General features: G+C 68.0%; 21 protein-coding genes. 8 read left to right on the top strand and 13 right to left on the bottom strand.

Features of this window, described 5'->3' with window-relative positions:
• Positions 1 to 106: 106 nt before the first annotated feature.
• Entirely contained in the window at positions 107 to 274 is a 168-nt protein-coding gene (locus tag KEG38_RS33355; protein WP_272424154.1) for a hypothetical protein, read from the bottom strand.
• Positions 275 to 276: 2 nt separating this feature from the next.
• Between KEG38_RS33355 and KEG38_RS33360 the strand changes: the two genes are divergently transcribed.
• The 3 genes from KEG38_RS33360 to KEG38_RS33370 all read left to right on the top strand — a co-directional run bounded on the left by KEG38_RS33360 (position 277) and on the right by KEG38_RS33370 (position 3,235).
• Positions 277 to 465: a sigma factor-like helix-turn-helix DNA-binding protein gene (locus KEG38_RS33360; RefSeq protein WP_272424156.1), complete on the top strand. Its 189-nt coding sequence runs from the start codon at positions 277 to 279 to the stop codon at positions 463 to 465.
• A 454-nt stretch (positions 466 to 919) separates the two neighbouring features.
• On the top strand, positions 920 to 2,296 hold the full coding sequence (locus KEG38_RS33365) for a hypothetical protein (RefSeq protein ID WP_272424159.1): 1,377 nt from the start codon (positions 920 to 922) through the stop codon (positions 2,294 to 2,296).
• 39 nt (positions 2,297 to 2,335) lie between these two features.
• Complete coding sequence (locus tag KEG38_RS33370) at positions 2,336 to 3,235, top strand: hypothetical protein (RefSeq protein ID WP_272424160.1); 900 nt, start codon at positions 2,336 to 2,338, stop codon at positions 3,233 to 3,235.
• A 60-nt stretch (positions 3,236 to 3,295) separates the two neighbouring features.
• On the opposite strand, the gene KEG38_RS33375 is transcribed toward KEG38_RS33370, so the two are convergent.
• Positions 3,296 to 3,868 (bottom strand): carbonic anhydrase family protein, encoded by a 573-nt coding sequence (locus tag KEG38_RS33375; RefSeq protein WP_308216892.1) that lies wholly within the window; start codon positions 3,866 to 3,868, stop codon positions 3,296 to 3,298.
• Here KEG38_RS33375 and KEG38_RS33380 point away from each other — a divergent pair.
• From KEG38_RS33380 to KEG38_RS33395, 4 genes are all read left to right on the top strand, one after another.
• Entirely contained in the window at positions 3,795 to 4,586 is a 792-nt protein-coding gene (locus KEG38_RS33380; protein WP_272424163.1) for a cyclase family protein, read from the top strand. The genes KEG38_RS33375 and KEG38_RS33380 overlap by 74 nt on opposite strands.
• A gap of 64 nt (positions 4,587 to 4,650) precedes the next feature.
• Positions 4,651 to 6,000 (top strand): type VI immunity family protein, encoded by a 1,350-nt coding sequence (locus KEG38_RS33385; RefSeq protein ID WP_272424165.1) that lies wholly within the window; start codon positions 4,651 to 4,653, stop codon positions 5,998 to 6,000.
• 387 nt (positions 6,001 to 6,387) lie between these two features.
• On the top strand, positions 6,388 to 8,328 hold the full coding sequence (locus KEG38_RS33390) for a S9 family peptidase (protein WP_272424167.1): 1,941 nt from the start codon (positions 6,388 to 6,390) through the stop codon (positions 8,326 to 8,328).
• 173 nt (positions 8,329 to 8,501) lie between these two features.
• Complete coding sequence (locus tag KEG38_RS33395) at positions 8,502 to 13,160, top strand: hypothetical protein (protein ID WP_272424169.1); 4,659 nt, start codon at positions 8,502 to 8,504, stop codon at positions 13,158 to 13,160.
• Positions 13,161 to 13,390: 230 nt separating this feature from the next.
• Here the strand turns inward: KEG38_RS33395 and KEG38_RS33400 are convergent, their stop codons facing one another.
• The 9 genes from KEG38_RS33400 to KEG38_RS33440 all read right to left on the bottom strand — a co-directional run bounded on the left by KEG38_RS33400 (position 13,391) and on the right by KEG38_RS33440 (position 22,829).
• Positions 13,391 to 14,161 (bottom strand): LamG domain-containing protein, encoded by a 771-nt coding sequence (locus KEG38_RS33400; RefSeq protein WP_272424171.1) that lies wholly within the window; start codon positions 14,159 to 14,161, stop codon positions 13,391 to 13,393.
• Between the two features lie 184 nt (positions 14,162 to 14,345).
• Entirely contained in the window at positions 14,346 to 14,756 is a 411-nt protein-coding gene (locus KEG38_RS33405; RefSeq protein WP_272424172.1) for a hypothetical protein, read from the bottom strand.
• 464 nt (positions 14,757 to 15,220) lie between these two features.
• Positions 15,221 to 16,318: a serine/threonine-protein kinase gene (locus KEG38_RS33410; protein WP_272424173.1), complete on the bottom strand. Its 1,098-nt coding sequence runs from the start codon at positions 16,316 to 16,318 to the stop codon at positions 15,221 to 15,223.
• Between the two features lie 60 nt (positions 16,319 to 16,378).
• On the bottom strand, positions 16,379 to 16,807 hold the full coding sequence (locus KEG38_RS33415; RefSeq protein WP_272424174.1) for a SpoIIAA family protein: 429 nt from the start codon (positions 16,805 to 16,807) through the stop codon (positions 16,379 to 16,381).
• Positions 16,808 to 16,878: 71 nt separating this feature from the next.
• Positions 16,879 to 17,238, bottom strand: a complete 360-nt coding sequence (locus KEG38_RS33420) for a GlsB/YeaQ/YmgE family stress response membrane protein (protein WP_272424175.1) — start codon at positions 17,236 to 17,238, stop codon at positions 16,879 to 16,881.
• Between the two features lie 66 nt (positions 17,239 to 17,304).
• A complete protein-coding gene (locus tag KEG38_RS33425) occupies positions 17,305 to 18,315 on the bottom strand; it encodes an alpha/beta hydrolase (protein WP_272424176.1) in 1,011 nt (336 codons plus the stop codon).
• Positions 18,316 to 18,727: 412 nt separating this feature from the next.
• Complete coding sequence (locus KEG38_RS33430; RefSeq protein WP_272424177.1) at positions 18,728 to 19,630, bottom strand: hypothetical protein; 903 nt, start codon at positions 19,628 to 19,630, stop codon at positions 18,728 to 18,730.
• A 44-nt stretch (positions 19,631 to 19,674) separates the two neighbouring features.
• Positions 19,675 to 20,505 carry a hypothetical protein gene (locus KEG38_RS33435; protein WP_272424179.1) on the bottom strand — a complete coding sequence of 277 codons (831 nt, stop codon included), beginning with the start codon at positions 20,503 to 20,505 and terminating at the stop codon, positions 19,675 to 19,677.
• Positions 20,502 to 22,829 (bottom strand): TonB-dependent receptor, encoded by a 2,328-nt coding sequence (locus KEG38_RS33440; RefSeq protein WP_272424180.1) that lies wholly within the window; start codon positions 22,827 to 22,829, stop codon positions 20,502 to 20,504. Before KEG38_RS33440 ends, KEG38_RS33435 begins: the two co-directional genes overlap by 4 nt.
• Before the next feature lie 104 nt (positions 22,830 to 22,933).
• Between KEG38_RS33440 and KEG38_RS33445 the strand changes: the two genes are divergently transcribed.
• The gene (locus KEG38_RS33445) at positions 22,934 to 24,226 is read left to right on the top strand and encodes a YncE family protein (RefSeq protein ID WP_272424181.1); all 1,293 of its coding nucleotides are present in this window, start codon (positions 22,934 to 22,936) and stop codon (positions 24,224 to 24,226) included.
• An 8-nt stretch (positions 24,227 to 24,234) separates the two neighbouring features.
• Here the strand turns inward: KEG38_RS33445 and KEG38_RS33450 are convergent, their stop codons facing one another.
• Complete coding sequence (locus KEG38_RS33450; protein ID WP_272424183.1) at positions 24,235 to 24,822, bottom strand: hypothetical protein; 588 nt, start codon at positions 24,820 to 24,822, stop codon at positions 24,235 to 24,237.
• A gap of 148 nt (positions 24,823 to 24,970) precedes the next feature.
• Complete coding sequence (locus tag KEG38_RS33455) at positions 24,971 to 25,648, bottom strand: DUF1826 domain-containing protein (protein WP_272424185.1); 678 nt, start codon at positions 25,646 to 25,648, stop codon at positions 24,971 to 24,973.
• Positions 25,649 to 25,654 lie beyond the last annotated feature (6 nt).

A 25,654-nucleotide genomic window follows, 5' to 3' on the forward strand; every position in this document is an offset into this window, starting at 1 on the left:
GTCAGCAGGACGCAGAACCATCGGGTTACGACGGCTGAAGGCCTCCGGAATCCGAAGCGGAAGCGGAAGCGGGAGCGGGAGCGGAAGCGGCAAGCGCCCCCGCCCTCTACCTCTTCAACCTGGCCTTGTTCAGGTTGCCGACTTCTTCCGCGGCCCGTTGGCCATAGAAGTTTACCACCGTTTGCAGCTCGGCGGCCAGGTCGGGCATTCGTTCCCCCATGGACGACAGCACGCCGGAGCAGGCGCGTCCGTGGCTCGTGGTGATCGGGCTCAACCATGCGCGCAATCATCGAAAGCTTTCGATTCCTCGAGAAGGTGGGGGCGCGCGTTCGAGCCGTGATGATTCCGTACCTGGAGGGGCGTTCCATCCAGGAGATCGCCGAATCGCTCGGGCTGAAGACGAAGACCGTTCACGGTCGCCTGCGCCTCGCCCGGGAGCGCTTGAAGGCGTTGTCGCTCGCGTGACATCGGCTCCCGTTCCCTCTTCCGGCAGCGGAACCGGGGAAAAAGAAGCGTTTCGACCCGTCTTCGCCAGATATCGGTTTCCCGATCCGGCGTTCGACCCTTCCTCGACGAAAAAACGGTTCCCTGAATCGCTTCGCGACGCGTCTTTTGTGCGGAAGGCCTCTCCCAAATTTGCCGCGGAAGGGTCGCCTGCGAAACGATGGTCTTCCAAATCTCCTTCTGACCCGTCCGCGGCGCGTCGAGGAGAGGCGCGGTCCGGCAAGGAAGGGTCGCGGCGCCGCTGAGCCTTCCGTTTTTTGTAAAGGAAGGGTCGAGCGACAAAAAAACGGAACCGTTTTTTCGGCGAGGAAGGGTCGTCCGGCGGTTCGACCTTCCGATATCGGCGCCAGACGGGTCGGCGTGCGGTTTGGGTGGAAAGTTGCCCCGCGTGCATACTTTCGGTGACCAGGCTCGCATGCGTCGCCCTGGGGCCCTCTTCTTGCTCGCGCTCCTCCTCGTCCTGTGTGTGCCGTCTCTCGTCCGCGCGGAGATCCGCGTCTGTGTGCGGCTCCCGGGGCACCCGAAGATGGACCAGTGGGCCCTGTCGGGGAGCGCGACCGTGATGACCCAGAGCTGGCAGGTCTTCACGGCCAAGACCAACGGCCTCACGACCTTCGCCTATGACCCTTGGGCGCCGCCAGAAAACGTCCGGTTCTTGCCGCCGCCCTACAACAAGCTGCAATGTCCGAAGCCGCCGCCGCGTCCGAAGCCGGCGCCGTCGAAGAGCGCGCCGAAGGACCCGGCCGAGGAGAACAAGGCGGGAGCGGCGCCGGCCGCCGAAGCCTCGGAGTCGCCGAAGCCGGCGCCCCAGGCGGCGAAGGACGAACAGGTGGAGGTCGTGCCGCCGGGCGTGAAGAAGATGCCGGAGCGCCCGCCGGAGAAGCCGCGGCCCGCGCCGCCTCCGCCCGAGGGCGTGCTGTCGAACGAGCCGCTGTTGCCGTCGACGTCGACCTTGCCGAAGAAGGACGATGTGCACCCGCCGAAGTGCGTGGACGAGCATTGCACGCTGGTGGATCGGGGCGGGGCGCTGCCGGAGCGCGTGTTTCGTCCTGGGGCGCCGGTGTCCAGTGTGGCGTCGTGCGAGCAGACGAAGGAGGGATGCAAGGGCAACGGCAAGGGCACGGGCGACGGCGAAGGCGACGGCGAGGAGAAGACCACTGCCGAGCAGCTCGCGGAAGAGCTCGCCTTCCTCGCGGCGATGGTCGACGGGAACTTGAACGAGGACACGAAGCAGGCCGACGGCAAGCGCTCCGGGATCATCGGCGGCCAGAACCCGGACGGCTTCGACAACCCCGTAGCCCAGACCGTCGCGAGCCTCATCGCGCTTTCGGCCGCTGGGAAAGCGGAGGCGAGGGCGTTTTTCAAGAAGCTACGGCAAGCGGCGAAAAACAAGACGCGGCTCGTGCTCACGGAGGCGGATCTCAGTGAGGACATGGCCAAGCTCTTGAGCAACAGCAAGGTCGGGCCGGCGATCGCGGATACGCTGCACAGCCTCGGCGCGATTGGCCCGTACAAGCTCATGGGCAAGTTCACGAAGGGCCGGGGAGGCCAGTGGGAGGCGCACCACATCTTCGAGACGGCGAAGATGAGGGACTTCGGGTTCGACCCGAAGGACGGGCCATGTGTGCTCTTGACGAAGGAGCAGCACATCGCGATAGGGAAGCAACTGAGGGAGGCGACGAAGCGTCTTCCGGAGGATTTGAAGAAATCGGACGTGTGGAAGATGTACCAGAAGGTCTACAAGGACAGTCCGCACTGGCTCAAGGCTATCGAATCGTATTTCGCGGACTGAACGAGCTTGTCGTACTTGCGGGAGGACGGACCAACCAACATGAGAACCAAGGTTCGATTCTTCGAGAACACCGCCGATATCCCAGATCCGAAGCGATCCATTCTGGAACCAGCAGGCTGCGGGCCCGAGGTGGCCGAGGTGACGGACGACGACATTCAGGGCATGCGCTTCGCCTACCTCGTCGTCGAGCTCTATAGCGACGACCCGCGGCTCCCCATCCTGCAAGGGCGCTTCCAGGCGCTCGGCCTCGAGCCGCTCGAGCGTCGCTGGGACGAGTACACCGAGGAGGAGCTCGACGCGGCGCGCCTGCTCATCATGTCGTACGACAACAACGAGACGGTCTTCGGAGGGCCGCGATTGGGCACGACGTACGACATGTCCGAGGCTTGTCCGCGCTGCGGCGCGGGGGCCCGGCAGACGTCGGCGATGTTCATCGACGGCGAAGATTTGCCCAAACTCGAAGGTCGACGCGCGTCCGCGACCTACTACAAAGACATGCTCGTCGACGAGAAGCTCGCCGGCACGCTCGCGGAGAGTGGCCTAACCGGGATCTCCTTCCGCGGCGTCTTTGCCGCCTTCGAGGAGAAGGGCCCCATAGAGCTCCCGTGGCGGCAGATCTGCGCGGCGCACACCTTGCCTCGCATGTCGCCGCGTTCGACCGGGATCGAACCCTACAAGCCGTGCGCTTGCGGGCGGAGCAGCTTCACGAACCCTGCAGAGGTCCCTATGCGCCTCGCCTACCGCGCCACGGACGTCGCCGATATCCGCGACGTGAACGTGACCTGGGAATGGTACGGCGAGGTGAAGTTCAACGGCGACGTGAGCAAAGCCGTGTTCCCCTGTCCCCTGTTCCTCGTCACCCCCAAGGTCCGCCGCATCTTCCTCGATGCAGGCGTCACCGGATTCGACTGGATCCCGATCCGCGTCGAAGAGAGCTAGAAGCGCTCGCGCCGGCGTCCGGGCTCGGCGGAGACGCCATCAGGCCGTATTTCGTGAACGTCACAAGTGCGCAGGCCCTCCCGGATAAAACGTGATCGTGCGGCCACCCGTCGGCTGCACGTGGCGCGCGTTGTCCGGGAAGACCGAGATGAACCGGCCGATTTGCTCGGCCGAGGCGAGGATCGGCCTCTCCATGAGGATCCATTGCACGTGCTCGCTGCAATCGGGCGTCGTGAGAGAGCCGTCGTACCGATAGAAGCCGCCGCGGTCGCCGAGGAGCACGTCGGCGAGGCCCTCGGTCTGGAGACAGGTCCCTTCGCCTTCCTTCTGGGGCAGGTGCGTGAAGAGCGGGGCCAGGAACGCATTTTCCTCGGGGCCGACGTCGATCATGACGGCCACGACCACGCGCCGCGGAGGCCGATGAATCGCACGCGGGGGAGACGGCGCGAGGCGGAATGAGGTTCCCGTTATGGGCGCTCGGTCGCTGGGGTCGAGATCCGAGTTTTTCGAGAATGCATGCCTCGCCGTGTGGAGGTACCCTCTCGAAAGGGGGACCCTCATGCGACACGCTTTTCTCGTTCCCGCGCTCATCGTCCTTGGCGGATGCGCCGCGTCGCGCCCGCTCGTCGACATCGACCATTCCGAGCTCGTCGATCTCACGTACACCTTCGACGAGCACACGCTCTACTGGCCGAACGCACCGAGCGCGTTCGAGCTGCAAAAGCTCGCCTACGGACGGACGCAGGCGGGGTACTTCTACGCGGCGAACGCATTCTGCACGCCGGAGCACGGCGGGACGCACATGGACGCGCCGATCCACTTCGCCGAGGGAAAGATGACCGCGGCGGAGGTCCCACTCGCGCGGCTCATCGCTCCCGCCGTCGTCATCGATGTCGCCGCGAAAGCAGCGGAGAACCCCGACTACCGGCTCACCGCCGCCGACGTTCTTGCGTGGGAGTCGCGGCATGAGCCCATCACGCCCGGGACCATCGTGCTCTTGCGCACCGGCTGGGGGAAACGTTATCCCAATCGAAAAGCCTATTTCGGGGATGATACGCCGGGCGCGATCGACAAGCTTCATTTCCCCTCGTATGGGGAGGACGCGGCACGTCTGCTCATCGGCGAGCGGCACGTCGCCGCCATCGGCGTCGATTCGGCGAGCATCGATCACGGCCCGTCGCGTGATTTCATCGTCCACAGGATTGCCAGCGAGGCGGAGGTGCCGGGGTTCGAGAACCTCGCGAACCTCGATCGCGTGCCCGAGCGCGGCGCGTGGGTGATCGCGTTGCCCATGAAAATCGCGCACGGGACAGGCGGACCACTTCGGATCGTGGCGCTTTTGCGGAAGTGATCCATCCGATCTCCGAACGGCGGCCCTTGCGCCGCGTCGAGGCCCGGGTTACGGGGCGGGCGCCATGGCAAACCGCCCCGCCCGCTCCTCCGCCACGATCGATTGGCCAAAGAGCGTCGTGCCCACCGAGCCCGCGTTCCTGAACCTTCGTTTTGCGGCGGATGCCGACGGGATCACGCGATCCGAGGTCGAGTCGAGCGTGCTTCATCTGCTCGACGAGGTATCCCAGCACGGCGGCATGTCGGGCGGCGCGTCCTTTGTCTGGTCCAGTGGCCACGATGTGGAGTGCTCCGTGGAGGGTCTCCTCCTGCCGCCCAAGGCGAGCACGTGGCTCCGGACGCGGCTCCGGAGCCAATGGCGTGAAGCGCTCGTCGAGCTCCGCCTGTATCAGGAGCTCGCGCCCGTGCGCGCCGAGCCGCCGCCGCGTGGCGCCGCCCCGAAAGAGCATGCCGTGGGAGCGACGGAGGCATCGGCGTTCGGCGCCTTCGAGCCTCTCGGCCTTCGCCATCCGGACACGCAGGAGGTGCTCGTGTTTCCTTGCGTCGAGATCGTGGTGCTGGCGGCCGGGGAAAACGCGACCGTGCGCGCGGCGGTCCGCGAATTCGGCGCGCGCTGGCTCGCGCGGTTCCCTGACACGGGCCTTCTCTCGAAGGGGGGAGACCACAAGGCATATCGCGCGTCGAGCGTCGCGCAGACCGAAGCGTCGTGGTCCTCCCATTTCGACGCGAAGAATCGGCGGGTCATGGGCGTGCATTCGCTCGCCGCCGGAAAAAACGCGCGCTCCCCCGAGCCCCCGGCGCTCGTCGGGCAGCTCATGGCCGAAGGCGCCGCGGCGCGCGGGTACCTCCCGATCGCATGGGCGTCGCGCCCTTCCGAGCTTGCGACCCTCGTGGACGAGCTCTGCGGAGGCCTCGACCTCACCTCCGGTTGGTGCGGCATTTCCCAGTACCTCGGCCCCGACGGAGACGCGCGGCGATGGCTCGAAGACCAATGGGGACCCCTGCGCGAACGAGGGCTTCCGAGTTATGCTTCGTGGAGCCGCGACTTCCCCGGGATCACCGTGGGAGAGCCGTACGTGTACACGATCTGGGCCAATCAACCGTTCCTCCTCCACATCGGGTGGATCACGTTGCTCGGGCGTGATTTCGCGAAGCAAGTGAACAAGGAGCTCACCTCGCTCGCGCCGTCCGTGCAGATGGCTACGCTCCCGGGCGGCGTCGTTCGAATCCGCACCGGCGACGCGCCGAACGCGGGGGGCACCATCGACGACGGCAGGGAGCTTCGTGTCCGTGAGCGTGTCGGGCGCGCGCTCCAATCGCTGCGCTTTCCGGATGACGATCTCGAGCATTTCGGCGTCCGGGGGCTCTCCGACGAAGAGAACCGCGCCTACTATCTGCGCTTCTTCGGCGCGTGAGGGCCCTTCGTTGCTTGGCAGGATCGCCTGCCGGTCTTGCTTCGGCCTGTTCGATGAACTGCGCATCGCGCAGTTCATCGACCCCGGGTCCAGCGCTTGCGCTGGTTCGGGTCGAGGGGCGAACAGCCCCCGCGGGGCCCGGGGCAGCGCCCCGGCTCCACGTCCCATGCTCAGATGCCCGGAGGCGTGCTAGCGTCGCCGGCCATGCGCGCCCGCTTCTCGACCTTCCTGGCACTTTCCCTCCTTGGCTGCGGCGCGGCCCCGGCTCCGGGGCCTGCCACGCCTTCCGATGCATCCACCGCTCCCACGTCTCCGAGTGCGGCTGCACTCCCTCCGTGGACTGCGACACCGACGCCCTCCACGCCCGCCGCGCCTGCGCCGGCCGCCGTGTCCACGCTCCCGGCGGTGCCGCATCCCGAGACGCGGCCGCTCGCGGTGGATGTCGCGTCTCTGCCGCGGATCCAGGGGGTCACCATTTCCCCGGACGGCCAGCAGATTGCCTATGTGGTGAAAGAAACGCGGTTCAATCCGGAAGCACAACCCTCGGACAGCGATACCTCCGGCGGTTGGAAGTCCGAGGCGCAGCTCTGGGTGGTGGGGCGCGCGGGCGGCGCGCCCAGGCAGCTCACGCGGGCCGACAAACCGGTCGGAGACCCGAAATGGTTGCCCGATAGCCGCGCCATCGCGTTCGTGCGCTCGAATGGCGGCGGACGCAAGATCCACGTCCTGCCGGTCGACGGCGGCGAGGCCGAGGTGCTGGATGTCGGCGAGCTCGAATTCGAGGATTACGAGCTCGCGCCCGACGGCCGCTCCATCGCCTTCACTGCCGCGCCGCCGCTCACCGCGGCCGAGAAGGAGGCCGCGTGGCGCAGCGGTGGTGTGGTCGACGAGGCCGCCCGCCACCGAGCGTCACAGCTCTGGGTCCTGGAACGAGGCGGCAAGGCCCCACGGCGTGTCACCACGGGCCAGGAGAACGTGCTCGCGTTCCGCTGGTCGCCGGACGGGCGGAGGTTCGCGGTGATCACCTCGCCTTCGTCGGAACCCCACGACGCGGCGATGCGGCAATCGGCGCGGATCCTCAGCGCCGCTGATGGCACCGTCGTCCGTGATCTGACCCGGGAGCCGCGACCGCTGGGGAGCGTCGCCTGGTCGCCGGATGGGCGTTACGTGGCCGTGCACAGCGGGAAGAACACGCTCTCGCTACTCAATGCGCTCAATGTGTACGAGGCCGAGAGCGGGCGGTCCTGGGACGTGGTGGACAAGCTCGACGCCACGATTGGAAGCTTCGCCTGGTCGGGGGATGGCCGGAACCTGACCCTGGTCGTCGCCGAGCGGACCGGGACCAAGCTCGTGCGCGTCCCCGCTGCGGGCGGTAGCGCCACCCAGCTCGGCCGGACGACGCGCCTGCTTGGGCCCCTGGGTACCACGGACCGATCGGGGCGCTTTGCGACGGCGCTCTCGTCCACGCCGACCGATCCCCAAGCGCCGACGGTGGTCGACCTGCAGACGGGCGCCCTGCAGGTGGTCGCGCCGCAATCGAATCGGATCGCGGGGTGGACGGTCGCGAAGACCGAGGTGGTGCGGTGGAAAAACGCGGATGGCACCGAGATCGAGGGCCTTCTCACGGTCTCGCCGCATGCGGGCGCGGGCCCGGCGCCGCTGCTCGTCGCCCCGCATGGCGGGCCCGACGACGTGAGCCAGGACGGGTTCAATCCCTTCGTGCAGTACATGGCGGCGCGCGGCTACTCCGTCCTGCGCCCGAACTACCGCGGCAGCTTCGGTTATGGCCAGGCATTCTACGCGGCCAATCGGGGCCGCCTGGGCGAGGTCGAGCTCGCCGACATCGAGAGTGGCGTGGACGCGCTCATCGCCTCCGGACGCGCCGATCCGCAGCGCCTCTATTATGGGGGTTGGTCCTGGGGAGGGTACGTCACCGCGTGGACCATCGGCCACACGCGCCGGTATCGCGCCGCGATGGTCGGCGCGGGCGTCGTCGACGTGGTGGCGCAGTACGCCGGATCCGACATCAACCACGGCGCTGCCGCGCAATGGGAGTTCCGCGGCGATCCCTGGAAGCAGCCCGAGGAGTTTGCCGATTCGAATCCGCTGCGCTGGGTGAGCAAGGTCGTCACCCCGACCTTGATCGCGCACGGCGATGAGGATTCGCGCGTGCCCCCCATCAATGGCTTGCTCCTCTACCGCGCGCTCACCGACATCGGCTGCGAGGTGCGGTTCCACCGCTACCCCCGCGAGCCACACGGCTTCGGGGAGCCGGCCCACCAGGTGCACCTGTGGACCACCTGGGCAGCGTGGTACGCGGCGCACTGACCGGGGATCGTGGATGTTGCGCGGCGCGTAATTTCGGTTGACAGCTGCGCTTACATGTTTCCAGATCGCGCCGCAATGAGCGCAGCCTCGGCTCTCCTGCGCGAGGCTCGCCAACATCCTGCGAGGAAACTGGCATGTCTACGGTCAGGCGAGCGTCGCGCTTCCTTGGGTTCATGAGTCGAACGCGGCCGCGCACGGAGCGGGTCGCGTTGTGCGTGGCGCTGATGGGCGCCTCGCTCGGATGTACGAACGAGCAGCGGCCCGAGGACGGAGCACAGGCCGCTGCGACGCCCCCGCACCCGGCCTCCGCGGCGGGGCAGCTCGGGCTTGGCGATGTCATGCGGCGTGTCCACTTCGCGTTTCGCCCCGAAGGTGATTCGTTCCAGGGGGGCCACACGACGTATGCGGTGCGCGCGGATGCGCGCTCGTTCGAGGTCGCGCCGTATCGACCCGCGGCGGATGGGCCTGTGCGCGAGGGGGTCAAAGCCGCTGCGTTCGTCGCCACCCTGACGTCGATCGAGCGCGCCGGCGTGTCCGTTCTCGACGCGGGCAGCGCGCGGGCGGACCTCGATCCGAGCTCGCGCGTCGCCGTCACGCGCGGCGACGTCGTCGAGCACCTCGAGAACACCGAGGAGGGCGTCGAGCAGAGCTTTTCCTTCGCGACGAAGCCCGAGGGACGCGGGGATCTCGAGGTCCGGATCGCGGTGTCGGGGGAGGTCTTCACGCAGGAAACCGAGACGGGGCTTCATTTCGTGGATCCCGAGACGGGGCTCGGCGTGCGGTATGGCGTCGCGACGTGGATCGACGCGCGCGGGCAGAAGACCGCGGTGCCCATCGACTTCGAGGCGGGGCACATCGTCTTGCGTGTCCCGGAGCGCGCGCTCGACGAGAGCGTTTTTCCGGCGGTGCTCGATCCCGTCATCGGACCCGAGATCGGGATCGACGGGGCCATCCAGGGCGGAGCTGCCGGGACCCAAACCGAGTCGGCCATCGCCTTCGGCGGTGGGAATTACCTCGTCGTCTGGCGTGACGCACGTGCGGGTACGGATGACCTTTATGGTGTTCGCGTCTCGAGCACGGGTACGATCCTCGATACCTCCGGGATCGTGATCTCCAATGCCGCTGGCATCCAGCAGAAGCCCGACATTGCCTACGATGGAACGAACTGGATGGTCACGTGGACCGACCAGCGGGAAGACCCTCAGGGGGACATCTACGCCGCCCGCGTGAGCAGCAGCGGCGCCGTGCTCGATCCCGGCGGGATCCCGGTTGCCACGGCGGATGTGGCGGGCGGGGAGGGGCCGGCGGCCGTCGCGTTCGGCAGCACGCACCATCTCGTCGCCTACAGGCGGAGCTACGACCTCTATGGTCGTTTGATCGCGCCCGATGGGACGATGACCCCGGAGTTCACGTTCGCGTCCAGCAACAATATCTACCTCGACGACATCAGCATCGCGTTCAACGGGGCGAACTATCTGGTGGCGTTCGACAACATCGACGCGAGCACCAGCTACGTCCACGGCCGCCGCGTCTCGCCCTCGGGCACGGTGCTCGACGCGTCGAACCTCACGATTTGCGCCTATTGCAGTACGAGCGACCTCGACGTCGCTTCCGATGGCACGAACTGGTTTGCCGTGTGGCGGGCGGACAGCGGCATCCGCGGCCAGCGCATCACGAATGCGGGCGCGGTGCTCGACACGATCTCCGGCAAATACCTCGCGGACTCGGCCATCGGCCTCTCGGTGGCCTTCGCGGGCAATGGCTATGGCGTGTTCGGGACGACGAGCAGCGAAATCTACGGGCTCTTCGTCGATTTGCTCGGCAACGTGACGATCCCGAAGACGGCCCTCGTCGCCGAGCCCGGCTCGAGCTCGATGGCGGCGGCGGCACACGACGGGACGAACTTCTTCCTCGCCTTCACGGATACGCGGCTGTCGAACTCGTACAGCCCGTCGGACGTGTTCGGGCTGCGCGTCTCGAACGCGCTCACCAAGGTCGACGCGACGAGCCAGCTCGTCTCTCGCGCGGCGAACGCGGAGACGCGCCCCGCCGTGGCCTACAACGGGACGAATTACCTCGCGGTCTGGGAGGACCGGCGCCCGGGCACGACGACGGACATCTATGGCGCCCGCTTGACGACAAGCGGCGCGGTGCTCGATCCGAGCGGGATCGCGATTTCGCAGGCCACGGGCAGCGAATCCTATCCCTCGATCGCCTCGCTCGGCGGCGATTGGCTGGTCGCCTGGAACGATACCCGCGCCGGCAACGACGACATCTACGCCGCGCGCGTCAGCGGCGCCGGGAGCGTGCTGGATCCGTCAGGCGTGCCGATCAGGACCGCCACGGGCAGCCAGAGCAACCCCGCGGTCTCGTCCGACGGGACGAACTGGCTCGTGACCTGGTACGACTCCGCCAACGCCGAGATCTGGGCGAGCCGCGTCTCCCCGGCCGCGACGGTGCTCGATGCCTCGGGAATTCAAATTTCGACGGGCGGCGGCTGGATGCCCGCGGTGGGCTACAATGGGACGAACTACCTCGTCGCATGGTCGAGGCCCGGAGCGATGGGGTACGACATCGCGGCGGCGCGCCTGACGCCGGCCGGCGTCGTGCTCGACACGGGCAATTTCGCCATCAACGTCGCAGCCGCCTCCGGGAGCGAGAACAACGCCTCCGTCACGTCGAATGGTGTCGACTGGCTGGTCACGTGGGACAATAGCGCCGACGTTCGTGGTGCGCGGGTGGGGAGCACCGGCGCCGTGCTCGATCCTATGGGGATCGGCATCTCCACGGCGGCGAACACGCAACGCGCGGCGCGAGCGATCTGGGACGGCACGCAGTACTGGGTCGTCTGGCAAGACGACCGCGCGGTGAGTGGCCGCCAAGACATTTACGGCGCGCGCCTCACGCCCGGCGGGGTCGTGACGGATACGACGGGCATCGTCCTCGCGAATGATCCGGCGCAAAACGAGCTCGCCCCCGCGATTGCCGCAGGGCCTTCCAAGGAGGCGTTGCTCGTCTACCAGCACTTCGACACCGCGCAGCCTTATGGCGCCGATCGGGTCTGGGCGCGTCTCGTCACGGACCCGACGCTCGGCGTGAATGGCGTATCGTGCCAGACCGGGGCCACGTGTGAGAGCGGCGCGTGCGTCGACGGGGTCTGCTGCGACACGGCATGCAATGGCACCTGCGTGGCGTGCACGGCGGCGAAGAAGGGCGCGGGCGTCGACGGCGCGTGTGGTCCCGTGGCCACGGGCGCGGATCCGGATAGCGAATGCGCGGAGCAAGGCGCGAGCACCTGCGGCACGACGGGGAGCTGCAATGGCGCGGGCGCGTGTGCGATGCACGCCCAGGGTACGTCGTGCGGAGCGGTCTGCGTGGGGGACGCCGCGCAATCGAATGCGTGCAACGGAACGGGCACGTGCACCGCCGCGGGTGCATCCACGAACTGCGCGCCGTACGCCTGCGTGGCGGGCGCGTGCAACACGACCTGCGCCGCGGATGGCGATTGCGCGGCGGGGAACGTGTGCGTTGCCGGCGTCTGCGGCAAGCTCGCGCCGAACGGCGCCGCGTGCTCGAGTGATGTCTGGTGTCAATCGGGCGCGTGCGTCGACGGTGTCTGCTGCAACACGGCATGCACCGGGCTCTGCGAGGCCTGCACCGCGGCGAAGAAGGGCGTCGGCGCGGACGGCGTGTGCGGGCCGATCGCGAGCGGGACGGACCCCGAGAACGAATGCGCGCTCGAAGCCGCCGGGAGCTGCGGGCAGAACGGCCAATGCAACGGCGCGGGGGCCTGTCAGCTCCACCCCCAGGGGACCTCCTGCGGGGCCTCGCTTTGCCAGGGGACCGTGGTCAAGGGGCAGATCTGCGATGGTATGGGCCAGTGCGTGACCGATCCGGCGGGGAAGGATTGCGCGCCCTATGTCTGCTCGGCGGGATCGTGCAAGAACCCGTGCACGAACGACAACGAGTGCCTGTCCGGCAACATCTGTCTGGCCGGGGCCTGCAAGCCTCCGGGGATGCCGGGAGTCCCCTGCGCGGCCGGCGCCGATTGCAGCTCGGGCTTTTGTGTGGACGGCGTTTGCTGCGATACGGCCTGCGAGGGATCCTGCGAGGCCTGCACGGCCGCCAAGAAGGGGCAGGGGGCCGACGGGCAGTGCGCGCCCATCAAGACGGGCACGGATCCCGACGACGAGTGCGCGGCGCAGCCGCCTTCGAGCTGCGGGCTCGATGGTCAATGCAACGGGGCCGGCGCCTGCTCGCTTTATGCGGCGGGTACGCAGTGCGCGGCAGGCTCGTGCATGGGCACCACGCAGGCGAACCCTTCGCAATGCGACGGAAGCGGCACGTGCGCCCCGGGTACGCAGATGAGCTGCGTGGAAGGATATGCGTGCGTCGGGAACAAGTGCGCGACGAGCTGCACGGACGACACGGCGTGCGCCGCGGGGTACGTGTGCAACGTCGCGATGAAATGGTGTGAGCCCATGATGCAGAGCGGCTCGAGCAGCAGCTCCGGTACCGGCGGCGGCGCCAGCAGCAGCTCCGGTACCGGCGGCTCCGGTGGCGGCGTGGGCGGCATGGGCGGCTCCGGGGGCGGCGTGGGCGGCTCCGGGGGCGGCGTAGGCGGCTTCGGTGGTGGCGCTTCCTCCGGCTCCGGCGGGCGCGATTCCACGGGCGATGAAGGTTGCGGATGCAAGGTGGCGGGTGCGCCCCGCGCGAGGTCCCTCGCGCCGAGTGCGCTGATTGCGCTGGCCCTGGGAATCGCTTTCCGCAGGCGTTCCCGTGGGACCCGCGCGGGCTCGCCCAGGACCCGCACGGGCAGCGCTCTTCGGTAGTTTTGCCGGCCAAGACGGCAGCGCCGGACGTTTCAATCGGCACGGGTGTCCCCGTTGCCAGCGTGAACCAGACCTCCACGGTCTTGCCACCGGTCCGCTGGAAGAACTGCGCATCGCGCAGTTCTTCCACCCTCGGTCCAGGCCGTGCCTGGTTCGGGTCGAGGGGCGAACAGCCCCCGCGGGGTCCGGGGCAGCGCCCGGCGCAGCGGGCAGAGGGAAGGCAGGGGCGCTCAGAGCACGCCGTCGACCACGTCGAGGACCTCGGTGTCGGTCAGGGCGCGGTCGAAGATGCGCAGGTCCTCGTAGGACGCCGGGATCGTGTGGAAGTCGGTGTAGAATGCCGGGAGGCGCCGACCGATGCGGAACGACTGGAGCCCGTCGAGGTTCGTGGGCTCCCAGCCTCCCGTGTTGCTCCAGGCGGCAAACTGGCCGTCGATGTAGAGCGAGACCATGCCTCCCTCGCGGACGTAGGCGAGGTGGTGCCATTGCCCGTCGTTCACGGGGAGGGAAGGGTCCGAGACCAACGAGACGTAGTTCTTGCCGTAGGGGTCCTCGCAAAGCTCGACCGTGACCCTTCCGTCGCCGCCCAGGTACACGGAGATGAAGTTCCCCTTCGCGTCCTTCATCCGGTTGCCGAGAATCTCGCCTCGAAGGCCGCTGCCGCTGAACGTCGTCTTGTACCAGTGGCTGATCGTGAAGTCGGCGGTCCCGAAGGCCACGGATTTGCCGAAGTCGACGTATCCACGGTAGTCGGTGGTGCTCGTGGGCACGATCGTGAGCACGTTCGAGCCGAAGGGGCCCGCCGTTCGCGTGGCATGGTCGCCGAGGGTCCCGTCGAAGACGCCGGCTTCGTCGTACGCGACGGCGCCGTCCTCCTCGTCGAAATACCAGCGATGCGCGTAGGGCGCCGCGACGATCGCCGAGGCAGCGGACGGGAAGGCGAGGAAAGCGAAGGACAGCGCGAGGGACACACGCAGACGCGTGAGGCTTCGAGGCTGCATGAAGAATCTCTCCTGGAAAGATGTCCGAAATCGCCGGGCAGAGGCGCCACGGCGGCGACCAGGATAGAAGAAATGCCTCCCGGAGACGAGGGCAACCTGACCGATTCCGTGCGGGCGGACGCGAAAAAGGGCTCCAGAGCGCGGACGCTCGGGAGCCCTGGGGTGGCATTGCTGTAGTTTTGCGTCAGGACTCGGGCGGCGGCATCGCGAAGGTCGCTTCGCGGGTAATATCGGCGCCGGCACCGACCTTGAACGTGCCAAGGTCGATCTTGTTGCCGACGGCGTCCCCGTTCTCCTTCACGAGGACGATCGACGCGTGATAATTGTCCACGGGCAGCTCGATGCTCGACTCGAACTGGTCGCACGGCACCCGAATCTGCGCGACAAACTCCTCCTTGTCGTTGCGGATGTCGATCAACGCCCCCGTCGCATCGTACGCCACGCAGTAGTTCGGGGCTCGCTGGTTGCTGATCGTCCATTTCGCGGTAAAATGACCCGTGTCGCGCTCGGCCGTACCCCCTTCGTCACCCCCGCAGCCAAAGAGCAGGACCGAGGCAACGCATGCCGCGGCGTGAACCAGGTAGCGTCGGATCATGAGTCGATCTCCTTTCGCTCGCAGACGAAACATCAGCAACGGCAGTGCCAGGGAGACAGAAACCGCACTGCACGCTTTTCGTTCGTCCCGACCAAACGACACGCGTCTGCACGAGCGAGCGCACCGAGCCCATCGCCGAGCGGACGCGGCAGCGTAGCGCCCCGGGGTTTCACCCCGGACCCCGACCAGGGGTTGTCCACCCCTGGACCCGGACCAGCGCAAGCGCTGGACTCGGGGTCGATGAACTGCGCGATGCGCTGTTCATCGAACAGGCGAGGTCAAGACCAACGACGACCCGCCAGCGGGCAACGTGCCCGTCGCCAGCGTGGTATCTCATGACAGGCTCCTTGGAGGGCACGATCGAGGCATAGTAGGGGCCATGCCACCACGAAATGCCCTTCACGCGCCGCATCCTCGCCGGGGCCGACCTCAGAGGTCCGCCTGGCGCCTGCAGGCGCCAGCCATCACCTGCGGAGCAGCGCCAAAATCCCGACGATCAGGGCCGCGATCAGCACGGCGACGGCAATCGCTCGCCCCGGCGACCTTCGTTGCACCTCGGGCGCACGCTTTTCCGCCGCGGCGCCTCCGCCCGCCGCGCCCTTCGCCTGCTCCTTTTGCGCGAGCGCCTCTCGTTTTGCCGCCTCGTCCACCGGGACGAGCATTTCCTCCGTGAGATCCGCGCCTTCAGGCAAGAGCGGCAGGAGCGCTTCGAGCATCTCGCCGGCATCCCGATACCGAAGCTCCTTGTCCGGCGACATGGCCCGCGCGACGACGGCCTGGATCGCGGGCGACACCCAGGGCGCCACCTCCGCGAGGGAGGGCGGGGGCCCGCTGACCAGCCGGCTCAAGAGCTCGAGCAGCGATTTCGCGTCCGCGTGGGGCGGTTTTCCCGCGAGCAATGCATACAGCGTCACGCCCATCGAATACACGTCGCTCCGCGCGTCGACGTGCTTGGCGCCTTCGAGCTGCTCGGGCGCCATGTAGAGCGGCGTCCCGACGACCTGGCCGCTGTCCGTCATCGACCTGGAAGGCGCCGTCAGGCCCTTCGGCGCGCCCGCGGGGGCGCGGCGGATCTTGGCGACCCCGAAATCGAGCACCTTGACCACCAGCGCCCCCCCGTCCTGCCGCGACAGGAAGAGGTTCTGCGGCTTGACGTCGCGATGCACGACGCCCGCTGCGTGGGCCACGGCGAGCCCCTTGCACGCCTGCGCGGCGACGCGGAGCGCCACGTCGGGCGAGAGCGCGCCGACGCGATCGAGGAGCGCGCCGAGGTCCTCCCCGGAGAGCAGCTCCATCACCTGGTACGGCACCTGGACATCCGGGTCCTGCGCGAGCTCGACGAGGCGCGGCACGTGCGGCGATTCGAGCGCGCCCACGATGCGCGCCTCCTGCACGAAGCGGAGCAGTTCCGGATCTTCCTTCGCGAAGGGACGCGCGTGCATCCATTTGATCGCGACCCGCTCGTTCCCGGAGAGCGAGCGCGCCTCGTAGACGGTCCCCATGCCGCCATGGCCGATGGCGCGGAGGATCTCGAACCTTTCCTGGAGCTTACGGCCGATCAACCCTTCCAGGATAGGCGCACGCCCGGCGCGCGAGCAACGGCTCCGGCGACCCGTCGTCGTTCATCCCTTCGCGTGGAGGAGAGGGACCTGCGCGGCGAGCCAGCGGCGGGCCTCTGCCTCGGTAGCGTGGAACGCCATGGCAGGGGTGTGGTGGGCGAGGACCCGGACGCTGCGGCTGATGAGCTCCAGCGTGATCCGGAGGTAAAACGTGGTGCCGTAGATGGCGGAGGCGATCTTCGTCGGGTGCGCCTGGACGAATTCGGTGACGTGCTTGCGGGCCGGGGTGGTGAGATCCCCCGAGGCCCTCATGTCGAGCAGGATCAGGAGGTAGCCGAACTCGTCGACGGTCGCCTGGTAGACGGAGACGAGCGTTTGCATCTCCGTGAGCGAAGTGTTGCCGCGAATCGAGACATGCACGATGGGCCCCTCCCGCTGCACCCGGTGGGGGCCCATCTCGACAGGCGGGTAGGGGGCACGCTCGACGGTCATGCGAGCGGAACGATAGGCACGGACGAGAAAAATGTCGCGCCCGACGAGCGCGCGAGGTGGGAGGCGCTGCGCTACACGCGTGTCTCCGGCCCCGGCGGGCGCGGGCCGACGATGCCACGCTTCATGAGAAACTGGACCGCGAAGGCCACGATCACCGCGCCGAGGATCGCCGGGATGATCGGGATCCGCGCGATCGTGGGGCCGACGGGGCCGATGAGCAGGGAGCCGATCCAGCTGCCGAGCAGGCCCGCCACCATCGCGCCAGCCCAGCCGTACGGCAGGCGGCCGGGTACGATGCGATCGGCGACCCAGCCGACGAGAGCGGCAATGGCCAGGGTGACGAGCACGCCGAGCACGCTGAACGTCGCCCAGATGCCCAGCACCAGGCCGGCGACGATCAGCAACATGACGAACAGGAATCCGAACGGCATGGGGACGCGTCGGAGCAAGACGCGAGCCGTCGGCCCTCGGGGCCGAGCGGGCGGGGCCGGGGCGTGTCAGACGCGCGCGGCCTTGCCGAAGAAATACTGGAAGGGGACGTGGCTGCGAGCGGCCCAGGAGTCCTCGTTGTGGAGGGCGCCGGGGAAGGCGAAATAGAGCAGGTCCTTGCCGAACTCGTAGCCCTTCGTGAGGAGCTGATCGCGCATGGCCGTGGTGCGCTCGTAGTTGTCGCGCGGCCAGCCGCTGTCGATGTAGAAACGCACGTTCCGCTTGGGCTCGGACGCCACGCGCTCGATGAGGTCGTCCTGGTAGCCGAACGTGCTCGACAGGCAGGCCGCCTTGCCGAAAACGTGCGGGTAATGCCAGCCCAGGAAAAACGAGACCACGCCGCCGAGCGAGGAGCCCATCACGGCCGTGTTCTGCGGGTCGGTGAGGGTGCGCAGGCGCGCGTCGATGAACGGTTTGAGCTGGTTCACCATGAAATCGCCGTACCGCTCGTACCCGGGCTTCGTGTACTCGTACATGCGGTCCTTGGCGTAGATGCCGACGACGATGACCTTGTCGATGAGGTTCATCGAATGGAGGAGCTCGACGTTCTCGTCGACGCGCCACTCGTTGCCGCCGAAAGCCTCGTCCCCGAAGAAGAGGTTCGTCCCGTCGTGCATGTAGAGCACGGGATACCGCTTCAAGCTGTTCTCGTCGTAGCCCGGAGGAAAGTAGACCCGGACGAGGTGATTCGCCTCCACGTCGCCCTCCGGAATCCGGACGACCGGGGAAAACGTGCCCCGTGCGGGACAGAAGAAGTGCGGATAACACCGGCGAATCGTGGTGTCGATCGTGGTGGCGAGGTAATTGTCGCCCTGCGACCAAGTGAAGCCGCCGTCCTCGCCTTCGAGGCCGGGTTTGAAGTAGAAGTACTTCTGGTCGGAGTCGATCGCGAACTCCGTGATCGTGCGATCGTCGCTGACATACGTGGGCTCGACGGACCGATTCCAGTCGAATTCCGTCCGGAGCACGACGCGCCCCCGCGTCACGGGATAAAAGACCTGAATTTTGGCGTGACCCATCCGCCGATTATCAGCGAGCGGGGAGGGCGTGTAAACATGTTCTTGGCGCTTGCCTCGCTGGGGCGTTGCCCCAGGCCCCACCAGGGGCTATCCGCCCCTGGACCCGGACCAGCCAGGGGCTGGACCCGGGGTCGATGAACTGCGCGATGCGCAGTTCATCGAACAGGCCAGGTCAAGACCAACGACGACCCTGCCCACCACGGACGATTCAACTGGCAACGTGACCGCCAGCGTGAAACGCACCTTCATGGTCTTGCCACCGGCGCCTTGGAAGAACTGCGCATCGCGCAGTTCTTCCACAAAAGGTCCAGCGCTTGCGCTGGTCCGGGTCGAGGGGCGGACAGCCCCCGCGGGGTCCGGGGCAGCGCCCCGGCGAAGCGCCTCCCGGATGAGACCAATGCTCAGCTGGAGGTCACAGGGGGCCGACCGTGCAGAGCCCCTCGCCGTTGAGGTGGCCCATTGACGCTGACGATGCGAGCATGAAGGACAGGAGGTCCTGCGAGGCGAGCGGCACGCTCCCGGGGTTGTAGACGATTGGCTTGCCCTCGGCGTCTACGAGTGGCATTCCGTCGAGTCCCTTCAGGTCCGACAACGCCTGTGTCGCGAGATCCTCGAGCGAAATTTCCTTGTCGGCCCCGGCGGCTGCCGCGAACGCGTCGAAGCGGAGCGATGCCTCCTCGGTGCCGAGCGTGTCCCAGAAGAGATGGTCGAGGTGAATCGTGATTTCCGCCTCGGTCGTCGTGTTGCTCCGGATGACCACTCCGTCTGTCCCGTCGAGCCCGTTCGTGCAATTCGTATTCCGGGTCGGGTTCGAGAGGCCCCAGGCGAACGTGTAGGTATCACCGGCTCTGGTCGCCGTCCCCTCCATCCAATAATTGAATTTTCCGTCGATCATGGCCTGCACGTCGGCCTGGGCGACGCTGCCGAGGGCTACGGCGCTCGCGTCGGGCGCGGCGATCTCGTAGCCGAACCGATCCCAGCGCCTCGCCTCGAGCGCTTCGAACACCGGCAAGGACGCGTCTCCGGCGTGGAGATCGGCTACCCACCACCCTTTCGATTCGATTGCCACTGCGCCGTCCGCGCTGCGCAGGTCCAGCCCCCCGAACGAGACGAGCACCTTCGAAAACTGTATGGTCCATCCATCCGCGAAGGCAATCGTTTCGCCCTCCTCCTCGACCGGGAACCCCGTCTTCGCCGCGTCCTCGCCCGTGATGCGGACGGCGAGCGCGCCCGCGCCGCTCGAGGCGTCCTCCCCGCCGCAGCCTATCACGATTGCAGAGAAAAGAGAAAGGACGAACCCGACCATCGTTTTCATCGTCATGTCCTCCGATTGGACGCGCCGAGGGCGGCGGATCCGCCTCACTGCGCGTCGCGCGTCTCCGCCGAGAATGCGGAAAAACTCCGGGCGCCCAGGAACCAGGCCGTTCGCACCTGGCTCTCGGGCGTGATCACGAACCGCCCCGCCGCGTTTTTCTCCGTCAGCCGGTCGAAATGGGCGCCGTCGAACCAGGCGCTCGGGTGGATCACGATCCCCACGATAGTGCCGTCGCCGAGCGACACGTCGACGGGAATGCCGTCGACGCTGCGCTTTGTGCCCTCCTCCTCGATGTCGAGCCCCCCCTCGAAGGGGATGACGAGCCCGTCCTTCTCCGCCACGCCGATCACGTATGCGTGATGGCCGTGCAAGGCGGCGCCGTCGCCCCCGATCGACGCGCGTGGCGGATCGAGCCGGATCGACAGGGAACGCGCGCGCCCCTCCGTCCCTGGCACGGGGCCGATACGGACGCCGCCGGGGTCGAGCACGTCGAAGGCGCGCTGATCCAACCATTCCCCCTTCACCTCGCCGCCGTCGAAATGCTGGTCCCCTGCGTGGGCATGCGCGTCAGGGACCACCACGTCCCACAGCATGCCGGACAAAGATTTGCCCCTCGGCGCCACGAGCCCCGCGAGCGGCGGCGGATTCTCGTGGACGTACACGGGCCCGATTGCCACAAGGGCCTCCCCGAGCTCGACCTTCCAGCCGGTGCTCGTCTCGAATGAGCCGATCGGGAGCCCCGGCTTCGACGCCGCGCCGAGCTGCATCTCGAATTCGATCGCGCGCCCGCCGGTTCCGCTCGGCAGATCGCAGCCGGCAGAGCCGAGTCCCCCGAAGGCGAAGAGCGCGAACGCGAAACGAGGGTCGAAGTTCATCGCAGAGCCTCCTCCTCGCCCTTCGCCGCCTCCAGATGGAAACGAATCGTCCCCAGGATCTGCCGCGGCGGCGCTGCCGCGAAATGCGGGTGCGCGAGCCGCGAAGCCGGCGCGTCGGGCAAGCTGAAATTCGACGGGTAATTGAACTCGGCCGCTCGGTTGCGCCGATCGAGCACGTTCGTCGCCTCGATTCCCACCTCGACGAAGCGATACCGGAGGCGCGCCGCGATATCGACCGTGAAGATCTCGTGGCCGAACTGCTCGAGCGGCAGGGGCCGCGGCGCCACGTACGTCGTTCCGAGCGCGCCCGTGGCGCGGAGGCGCACGCCCGAGATCTGGAGGTCCTTGCGGAGCGAGGTATCCAGCCGCGCCACCCAGCGGGGGATGTAGGGGAGCCGCTTGCCGCTGGTGATCGCATACCACGGCGCGCCCGCCTCGGGCAGGTGGGCCTCCGCGTACGTCAAGCTCCCCTGCGTGTCGATGCCCGCGCGTGAAGTGAGCCGCCCGGAGATTGACGCGCCGAACCGGTTCGACGTCCCCACGAGGACATTACGCCCGCGCGCCGCGTCGAATACGAGATCCCGATCCACGCGCGTAAAATAAGCGAGCGCTCGCGCAGAGACGTCGAGCGTCTTCCCCTCGGATCGCTCGAAGACCACGCCCGTCTCGAAAGCGTGGACCCGGGCAAACGGCGCGCTCTCGCCGTCCGAGAGCGCTTGCGCGTCGCTCGAACGCGATCCGGCGCCGTAACTCGTCATCCACGCGAGCCCCCTCGCGAGGCTGATCTCCAAGGAAGCGCGGGGCCCGAGCGTGATCCCGAAGGCCTCGATGGTATCCGACGGCTCCCGCGAACCGCTGCGATCCTTCTCGGGCTTGTTCCGATCCTCGACCACGAAGCCGAATGTATCGAGCCGGATCCCGCCGCGGAGCGTGAGCCACGACGCGGGCCGGAGCTTGCCCGCCGCGTATCCCGCGATGTTCGTGAGCGCGAGGCCGCTCTCGAAATCCACACGGTACGGCACACCGCCCACCCGCCGGAGCCTCCGCTGCAGGGTGTCGCCCCGATCGTGCCGCGCGAAATAACCGAGCTCCAGCGATTGCCTATGTCCCCACGCGTCCGCGGCCCTCGTAAAACTCCCCCGCGCGCCGAACGTCGTCGCATCGTAGATCTGCTCTGTCCCGTCCCCGCGCTGCGGTTCGCCCGAGGGACGCATGTCCGTGACGAACCCCGTGAAGTTCTCGCGGAGCCGGGTCTTTCGGATCGTGGCGAAGACCTGGTGCGCATGTTCCTCGCGCGTGCCCTTGTGCTCGAATCGGAGGGATGCGTCGAGCCGCGCCGTCGCGCCGCCCTGGTTCGGGTCGTAGGTGCAGAAGAACTGGCTGTCGTGGTCTTTGGGGCAATCGAGCCTGCGTGCCTCGAAATCGTCCTGACGCACCACACCCGCGCCGTCGAAGCGTGTCGTGTACGCCGAGACGAGCGCGACGAGCCGCCCGTCGCCGAAACGGTGCTCGTATTGCGCCATCGAGCGGGCCGCCGTGCTCGCGCGGTTCCGCCCGAACCCGTCGCTGTCGGTCACGGAAAGGCCGACGAACGTCCCGCGCGGCGCGCCCCCGGGGCCCCACAGCAGGAGGAGGCGCTTCGTATCGAACGAGCCGAGACCCGCCTGCACGACGAGCCCCCGCTCTGCGAGCCCGAGCGTGTACGCGACCGACCCGGCGACCGCGAAATCACCCTGGCGTGGGTCGAAGGGGCCTTCCACCACGCGCAGTTCCTCCACGAGCTCCGGGATCACGAAATGCGTATCGGCGTATCCGTGACCGTGCGCGTTCGATGGCTCGTTCAGCGGGATGCCGCCCACGGACATCTCGAGGTCTTGCCCCTCGGCCGCGCTGAAGCCCCGCAGAAAGATCGCCGACGGGTGCCCCTCGCCGCCATGGTTTTGCAGGAGAAACCCGGGCGCGAGCGTCAGCAATTGCTCGGCCGAGCGCCGCGGCACGTCGGCGAGTTGCCCCACGCGGATGCGGTGATCCCCGGCCGCGCTGGGCGGCGGCGGCCGTGACGAACCGAGCACGACCACCTCGCCGGGCGGCTCCCCAGGCTCGTCTGGCCTGCTCGTCGCCGGCTTTTTCGTCTCGCTGATGGGCTCATTCGAGGCCGCATTCTTGCGCGGCGGCCCCACGTACACGCCGGCCGGCGCGTTTGTCGCGAGGGGCGCGTCCTTCGCCGGCGGCGAGAGCTCGTCCGCGGACGCGAGCCCCGGCGCGCAGGCAAGCACCACCGGCACGAACCGGCGCGCGCAGCACCTCGCGACACGAGCCCACATCGGGGCCTGTCCTTTCCCAGACGAACCGAGGGTCACGGTGGGTGGTCTGTACTGCTAAAGCATCTGAGTTGCAACAACAATCTGCGCGTGATAGGAACGAGCGGATGCTCGACCGGTTTTTTCATACGAAACGTGCTGGTTTGTCGCGCCTCGGGTTCGTCCTTTCCGCGCTCGTGGGGGCGGCGTGTGGTCCCGACGGCGAAGCCGCGGGTCCCGCGGCGGCTGTCGAAGCCCGCCACCCCTCTTGGCGCCGCGCGCGGGTGGCCGTCGCGGATGGCGTTTCGGGCGCGCTCTCGATCTTCGACGTCGCAGAGGACGCGTGGATGGCTGCGCTCCCAGGGGACGGCCCCGTATCGATGCACGCGACGGAGTCCGGCGATTTCGCGGTGCTGATCTCCTCCGGGCGGGGCGAAGGGCATTTCTTGCGCGCGGGTGTGTCCGTCGCGCCGCACGACGACCACCTCCACATCTATAAATTCGAGCCGAGCCTGCACGAGCTCACGATCGAGGGCGCGGCGCCGGGGGCCGTCCTCTCCAGCGCGGGGCAGGTCGCGCTTTTCTTCGAGGGATCGGCGGCGGACGGAGCACCTGCGCAAGCCGCCGTGGTCTCGGAGGAGGCGCTCCGGATTCGTGGCGAGACGCCGGTGCCGAAGTGGTTCGTCGCAGAGGCGCCCCATCGCGGGGCGGCGGCGGCCGTGGAGGGAGGCGCCCTCGTCACGCGCCCCCTTCCGGGCGACCCGGAAGGGCGAGCCGAGGGCGTCTCGTTCGTGAACGACAGCGGCAGCGCGGAGGTGATCCTGCCGAGCTGCCCCGCGCTTTCGGGGGCGGCACCCGTCGAACGCCGCGTGGCCTTCGCATGCGAGGACGGTGTGCTCGTCGTGGAGCCATCCGAGGGCGGCGAGGGCATGATCGGCACCAAGTGGCCATATCCCGGAGACGGCCCTGCGTGCGCTCTCGTGGGGCATGGCCCGAGCGGCATCGTCGTCGGCAATCTCGGCCCTGCGGCCGTGTTTCGTATCGATGCAGGCACGGGAGCCTCGGCGCGCTTCGACGTGGGCGCAGAGACGTGCCTCTTCGGGATCGAGCCGCGCGGCGAGGCGCTTTTCGCCTTAACGAGCGATGGCGCCCTTCGGCGGATCGAGCTCGCGACAGGTGCGATTACAATGCTCGACGGCATCGTTCCGCCGTTCGCCTGCGAGGGGCAGGGGCCGAGGCACGGGCTCGCGCTCATGCCCGATCGGGTATTCGTGACGGCACCCGGCTCGGGTGAGGTCCTGGAGATCGACGCCGAGCCGCTCGTGATGGTCGAGCGGCACGTCCTCGGAGGCGCGCCGAGCGGGATCGTGGTGCTTGGGCTCGACGCGAGGAACATCGACCTCGCGCCCGGCGCGCACTGAGGATCCGCTCAGTGGCAATGGTCCACGTGGCAATCCATCGAGCAGCAATCCTCGGGCTTCTGGCAAGGCCCGCCCGCGGGTGAGCAGGCGCTCGGATCACGGCAGAAGCCGAGCGTCCCGAGCGCCGCGTCGAATGGCTCGCACGTCTCGCCTTGGGCGCACTCGGCACTCGCGCAGCAGAACTTCTTGCACGTGCCGTAACAATGCAACGTCGGCGCGCAGAAGGGGCCGCTGGCATTGTTACACGCCTCGCCCTCCTTGGCCTCGTTCGGGGGCGGGTAACAAGAGAACCCTGGCTTGCCCTGTTTTTCCCCGAAGTCGCAGGCTTCGCCCGCACCCATGCACCCCGCGTTCGTCAGCGGATTGCACGTCGCCGTGCCCGTGAAGCACGCAGGCGTGATGGATCCGCCGGATCCGCCGCCTCCGCCACCCTCGCCGCCTGCTCCGCCTGTCCCGCCCTGGCCGCCGCCGGCGCCGCCCTGGCCGCCTGTCCCGCCCTGCCCACCGCCGCCGCCCTGGCCATTGCTTCCACCGTCCTCGCAGCCGAAGGCGCCCATCACGAGGGACGCGATCAGCATCCACCTGAGAATTCGCATGACACTCCTTTGGAAAAGAAAAAGGGCGCGGACGTCACCAACGCTGGCAGAGAGGGCCGCGCGTGGAGGAGGGAGACGTCCGCGTCCGGGGCAGACCCTAGCAGGCCGATGTTACAGTTGCAACTATGATGCTGTTGCTGGAGCGCGATCACGAGCCCTTGTCGTAGGTCGTCGCGACGAGCACGACGCGGGTGAGGCCGAGCTCCTGGATCGGCGGCGATCGATGCACCGCCGCCCGTTCATGGTCCGGATAACGCTCCCCTTTGAGAAGCACGACGTCGCCTGCGTTGGCCCGGCGAATCTTGCTGGCATCACGCACGATCCGCCGATTGGCCTCCGCGGGGGAAGGCGGCGCGAGATCGAGCTCTTCCCGGCATACGGCGTCCTCCGGCAACCACTCCGTTCCGGGGCCAAGGTACGTGGTGACGAGGCGCAGGCGCACGTAATCCACGTGGAACTTGCGGCATTGATCGTTGCGTACGGCTCCGAAAAACACCTGGATGCGCGGCACGCCTGAGAGAGCCGCGAAGAGCTGGAGCAGGCGCCCGACATCCGCGCGGAGCGGGCTCGCCTCGTCCGCGGGATCGAACAGCCGGCCCTCTTTTATCTCCGCGGCGTCGAAGATCCCCTCGAAGTCGTCCTTGCGGCTGGCCCGCGCCGCGATTTCGGGGCCGAGGTCGGGTGGGAGGAGGCGCGCCCAAATGGCGACGTTCACGGAGGGATCGTGGATGGACGTGAGGACGTCGCTATCACCGCCGATGCGGAACGAGCCGTCCTCGGGAGCCACGAGGCGCGAAGAGGAAGGGAGAGAGGCGTGCTGGAGCATGGGAAG

Origin of the sequence: Polyangium jinanense (genome assembly GCF_028435265.1) — a bacterium.
Classification (GTDB): domain Bacteria; phylum Myxococcota_A; class Polyangia; order Polyangiales; family Polyangiaceae; genus Polyangium; species Polyangium jinanense.

Bases quoted from the DNA above. Each gene is read 5' to 3' on its own strand.
- KEG38_RS33360 (WP_272424156.1), top strand. From the start codon at position 277: ATGCGCGCAATCATCGAAAGCTTTCGATTCCTCGAGAAGGTGGGGGCG.
- KEG38_RS33365 (WP_272424159.1), top strand. From the start codon at position 920: ATGCGTCGCCCTGGGGCCCTCTTCTTGCTCGCGCTCCTCCTCGTCCTG.
- KEG38_RS33370 (WP_272424160.1), top strand. From the start codon at position 2,336: ATGAGAACCAAGGTTCGATTCTTCGAGAACACCGCCGATATCCCAGAT.
- KEG38_RS33380 (WP_272424163.1), top strand. From the start codon at position 3,795: ATGCGACACGCTTTTCTCGTTCCCGCGCTCATCGTCCTTGGCGGATGC.
- KEG38_RS33375 (WP_308216892.1), bottom strand. From the start codon at position 3,868: ATGTCGACGAGCGGGCGCGACGCGGCGCATCCGCCAAGGACGATGAGC.
- KEG38_RS33385 (WP_272424165.1), top strand. From the start codon at position 4,651: ATGGCAAACCGCCCCGCCCGCTCCTCCGCCACGATCGATTGGCCAAAG.
- KEG38_RS33395 (WP_272424169.1), top strand. From the start codon at position 8,502: ATGAGTCGAACGCGGCCGCGCACGGAGCGGGTCGCGTTGTGCGTGGCG.
- KEG38_RS33400 (WP_272424171.1), bottom strand. From the start codon at position 14,161: ATGCAGCCTCGAAGCCTCACGCGTCTGCGTGTGTCCCTCGCGCTGTCC.
- KEG38_RS33405 (WP_272424172.1), bottom strand. From the start codon at position 14,756: ATGATCCGACGCTACCTGGTTCACGCCGCGGCATGCGTTGCCTCGGTC.
- KEG38_RS33415 (WP_272424174.1), bottom strand. From the start codon at position 16,807: ATGACCGTCGAGCGTGCCCCCTACCCGCCTGTCGAGATGGGCCCCCAC.
- KEG38_RS33420 (WP_272424175.1), bottom strand. From the start codon at position 17,238: ATGCCGTTCGGATTCCTGTTCGTCATGTTGCTGATCGTCGCCGGCCTG.
- KEG38_RS33425 (WP_272424176.1), bottom strand. From the start codon at position 18,315: ATGGGTCACGCCAAAATTCAGGTCTTTTATCCCGTGACGCGGGGGCGC.
- KEG38_RS33430 (WP_272424177.1), bottom strand. From the start codon at position 19,630: ATGAAAACGATGGTCGGGTTCGTCCTTTCTCTTTTCTCTGCAATCGTG.
- KEG38_RS33435 (WP_272424179.1), bottom strand. From the start codon at position 20,505: ATGAACTTCGACCCTCGTTTCGCGTTCGCGCTCTTCGCCTTCGGGGGA.
- KEG38_RS33440 (WP_272424180.1), bottom strand. From the start codon at position 22,829: ATGTGGGCTCGTGTCGCGAGGTGCTGCGCGCGCCGGTTCGTGCCGGTG.
- KEG38_RS33445 (WP_272424181.1), top strand. From the start codon at position 22,934: ATGCTCGACCGGTTTTTTCATACGAAACGTGCTGGTTTGTCGCGCCTC.
- KEG38_RS33450 (WP_272424183.1), bottom strand. From the start codon at position 24,822: ATGCGAATTCTCAGGTGGATGCTGATCGCGTCCCTCGTGATGGGCGCC.
- KEG38_RS33455 (WP_272424185.1), bottom strand. From the start codon at position 25,648: ATGCTCCAGCACGCCTCTCTCCCTTCCTCTTCGCGCCTCGTGGCTCCC.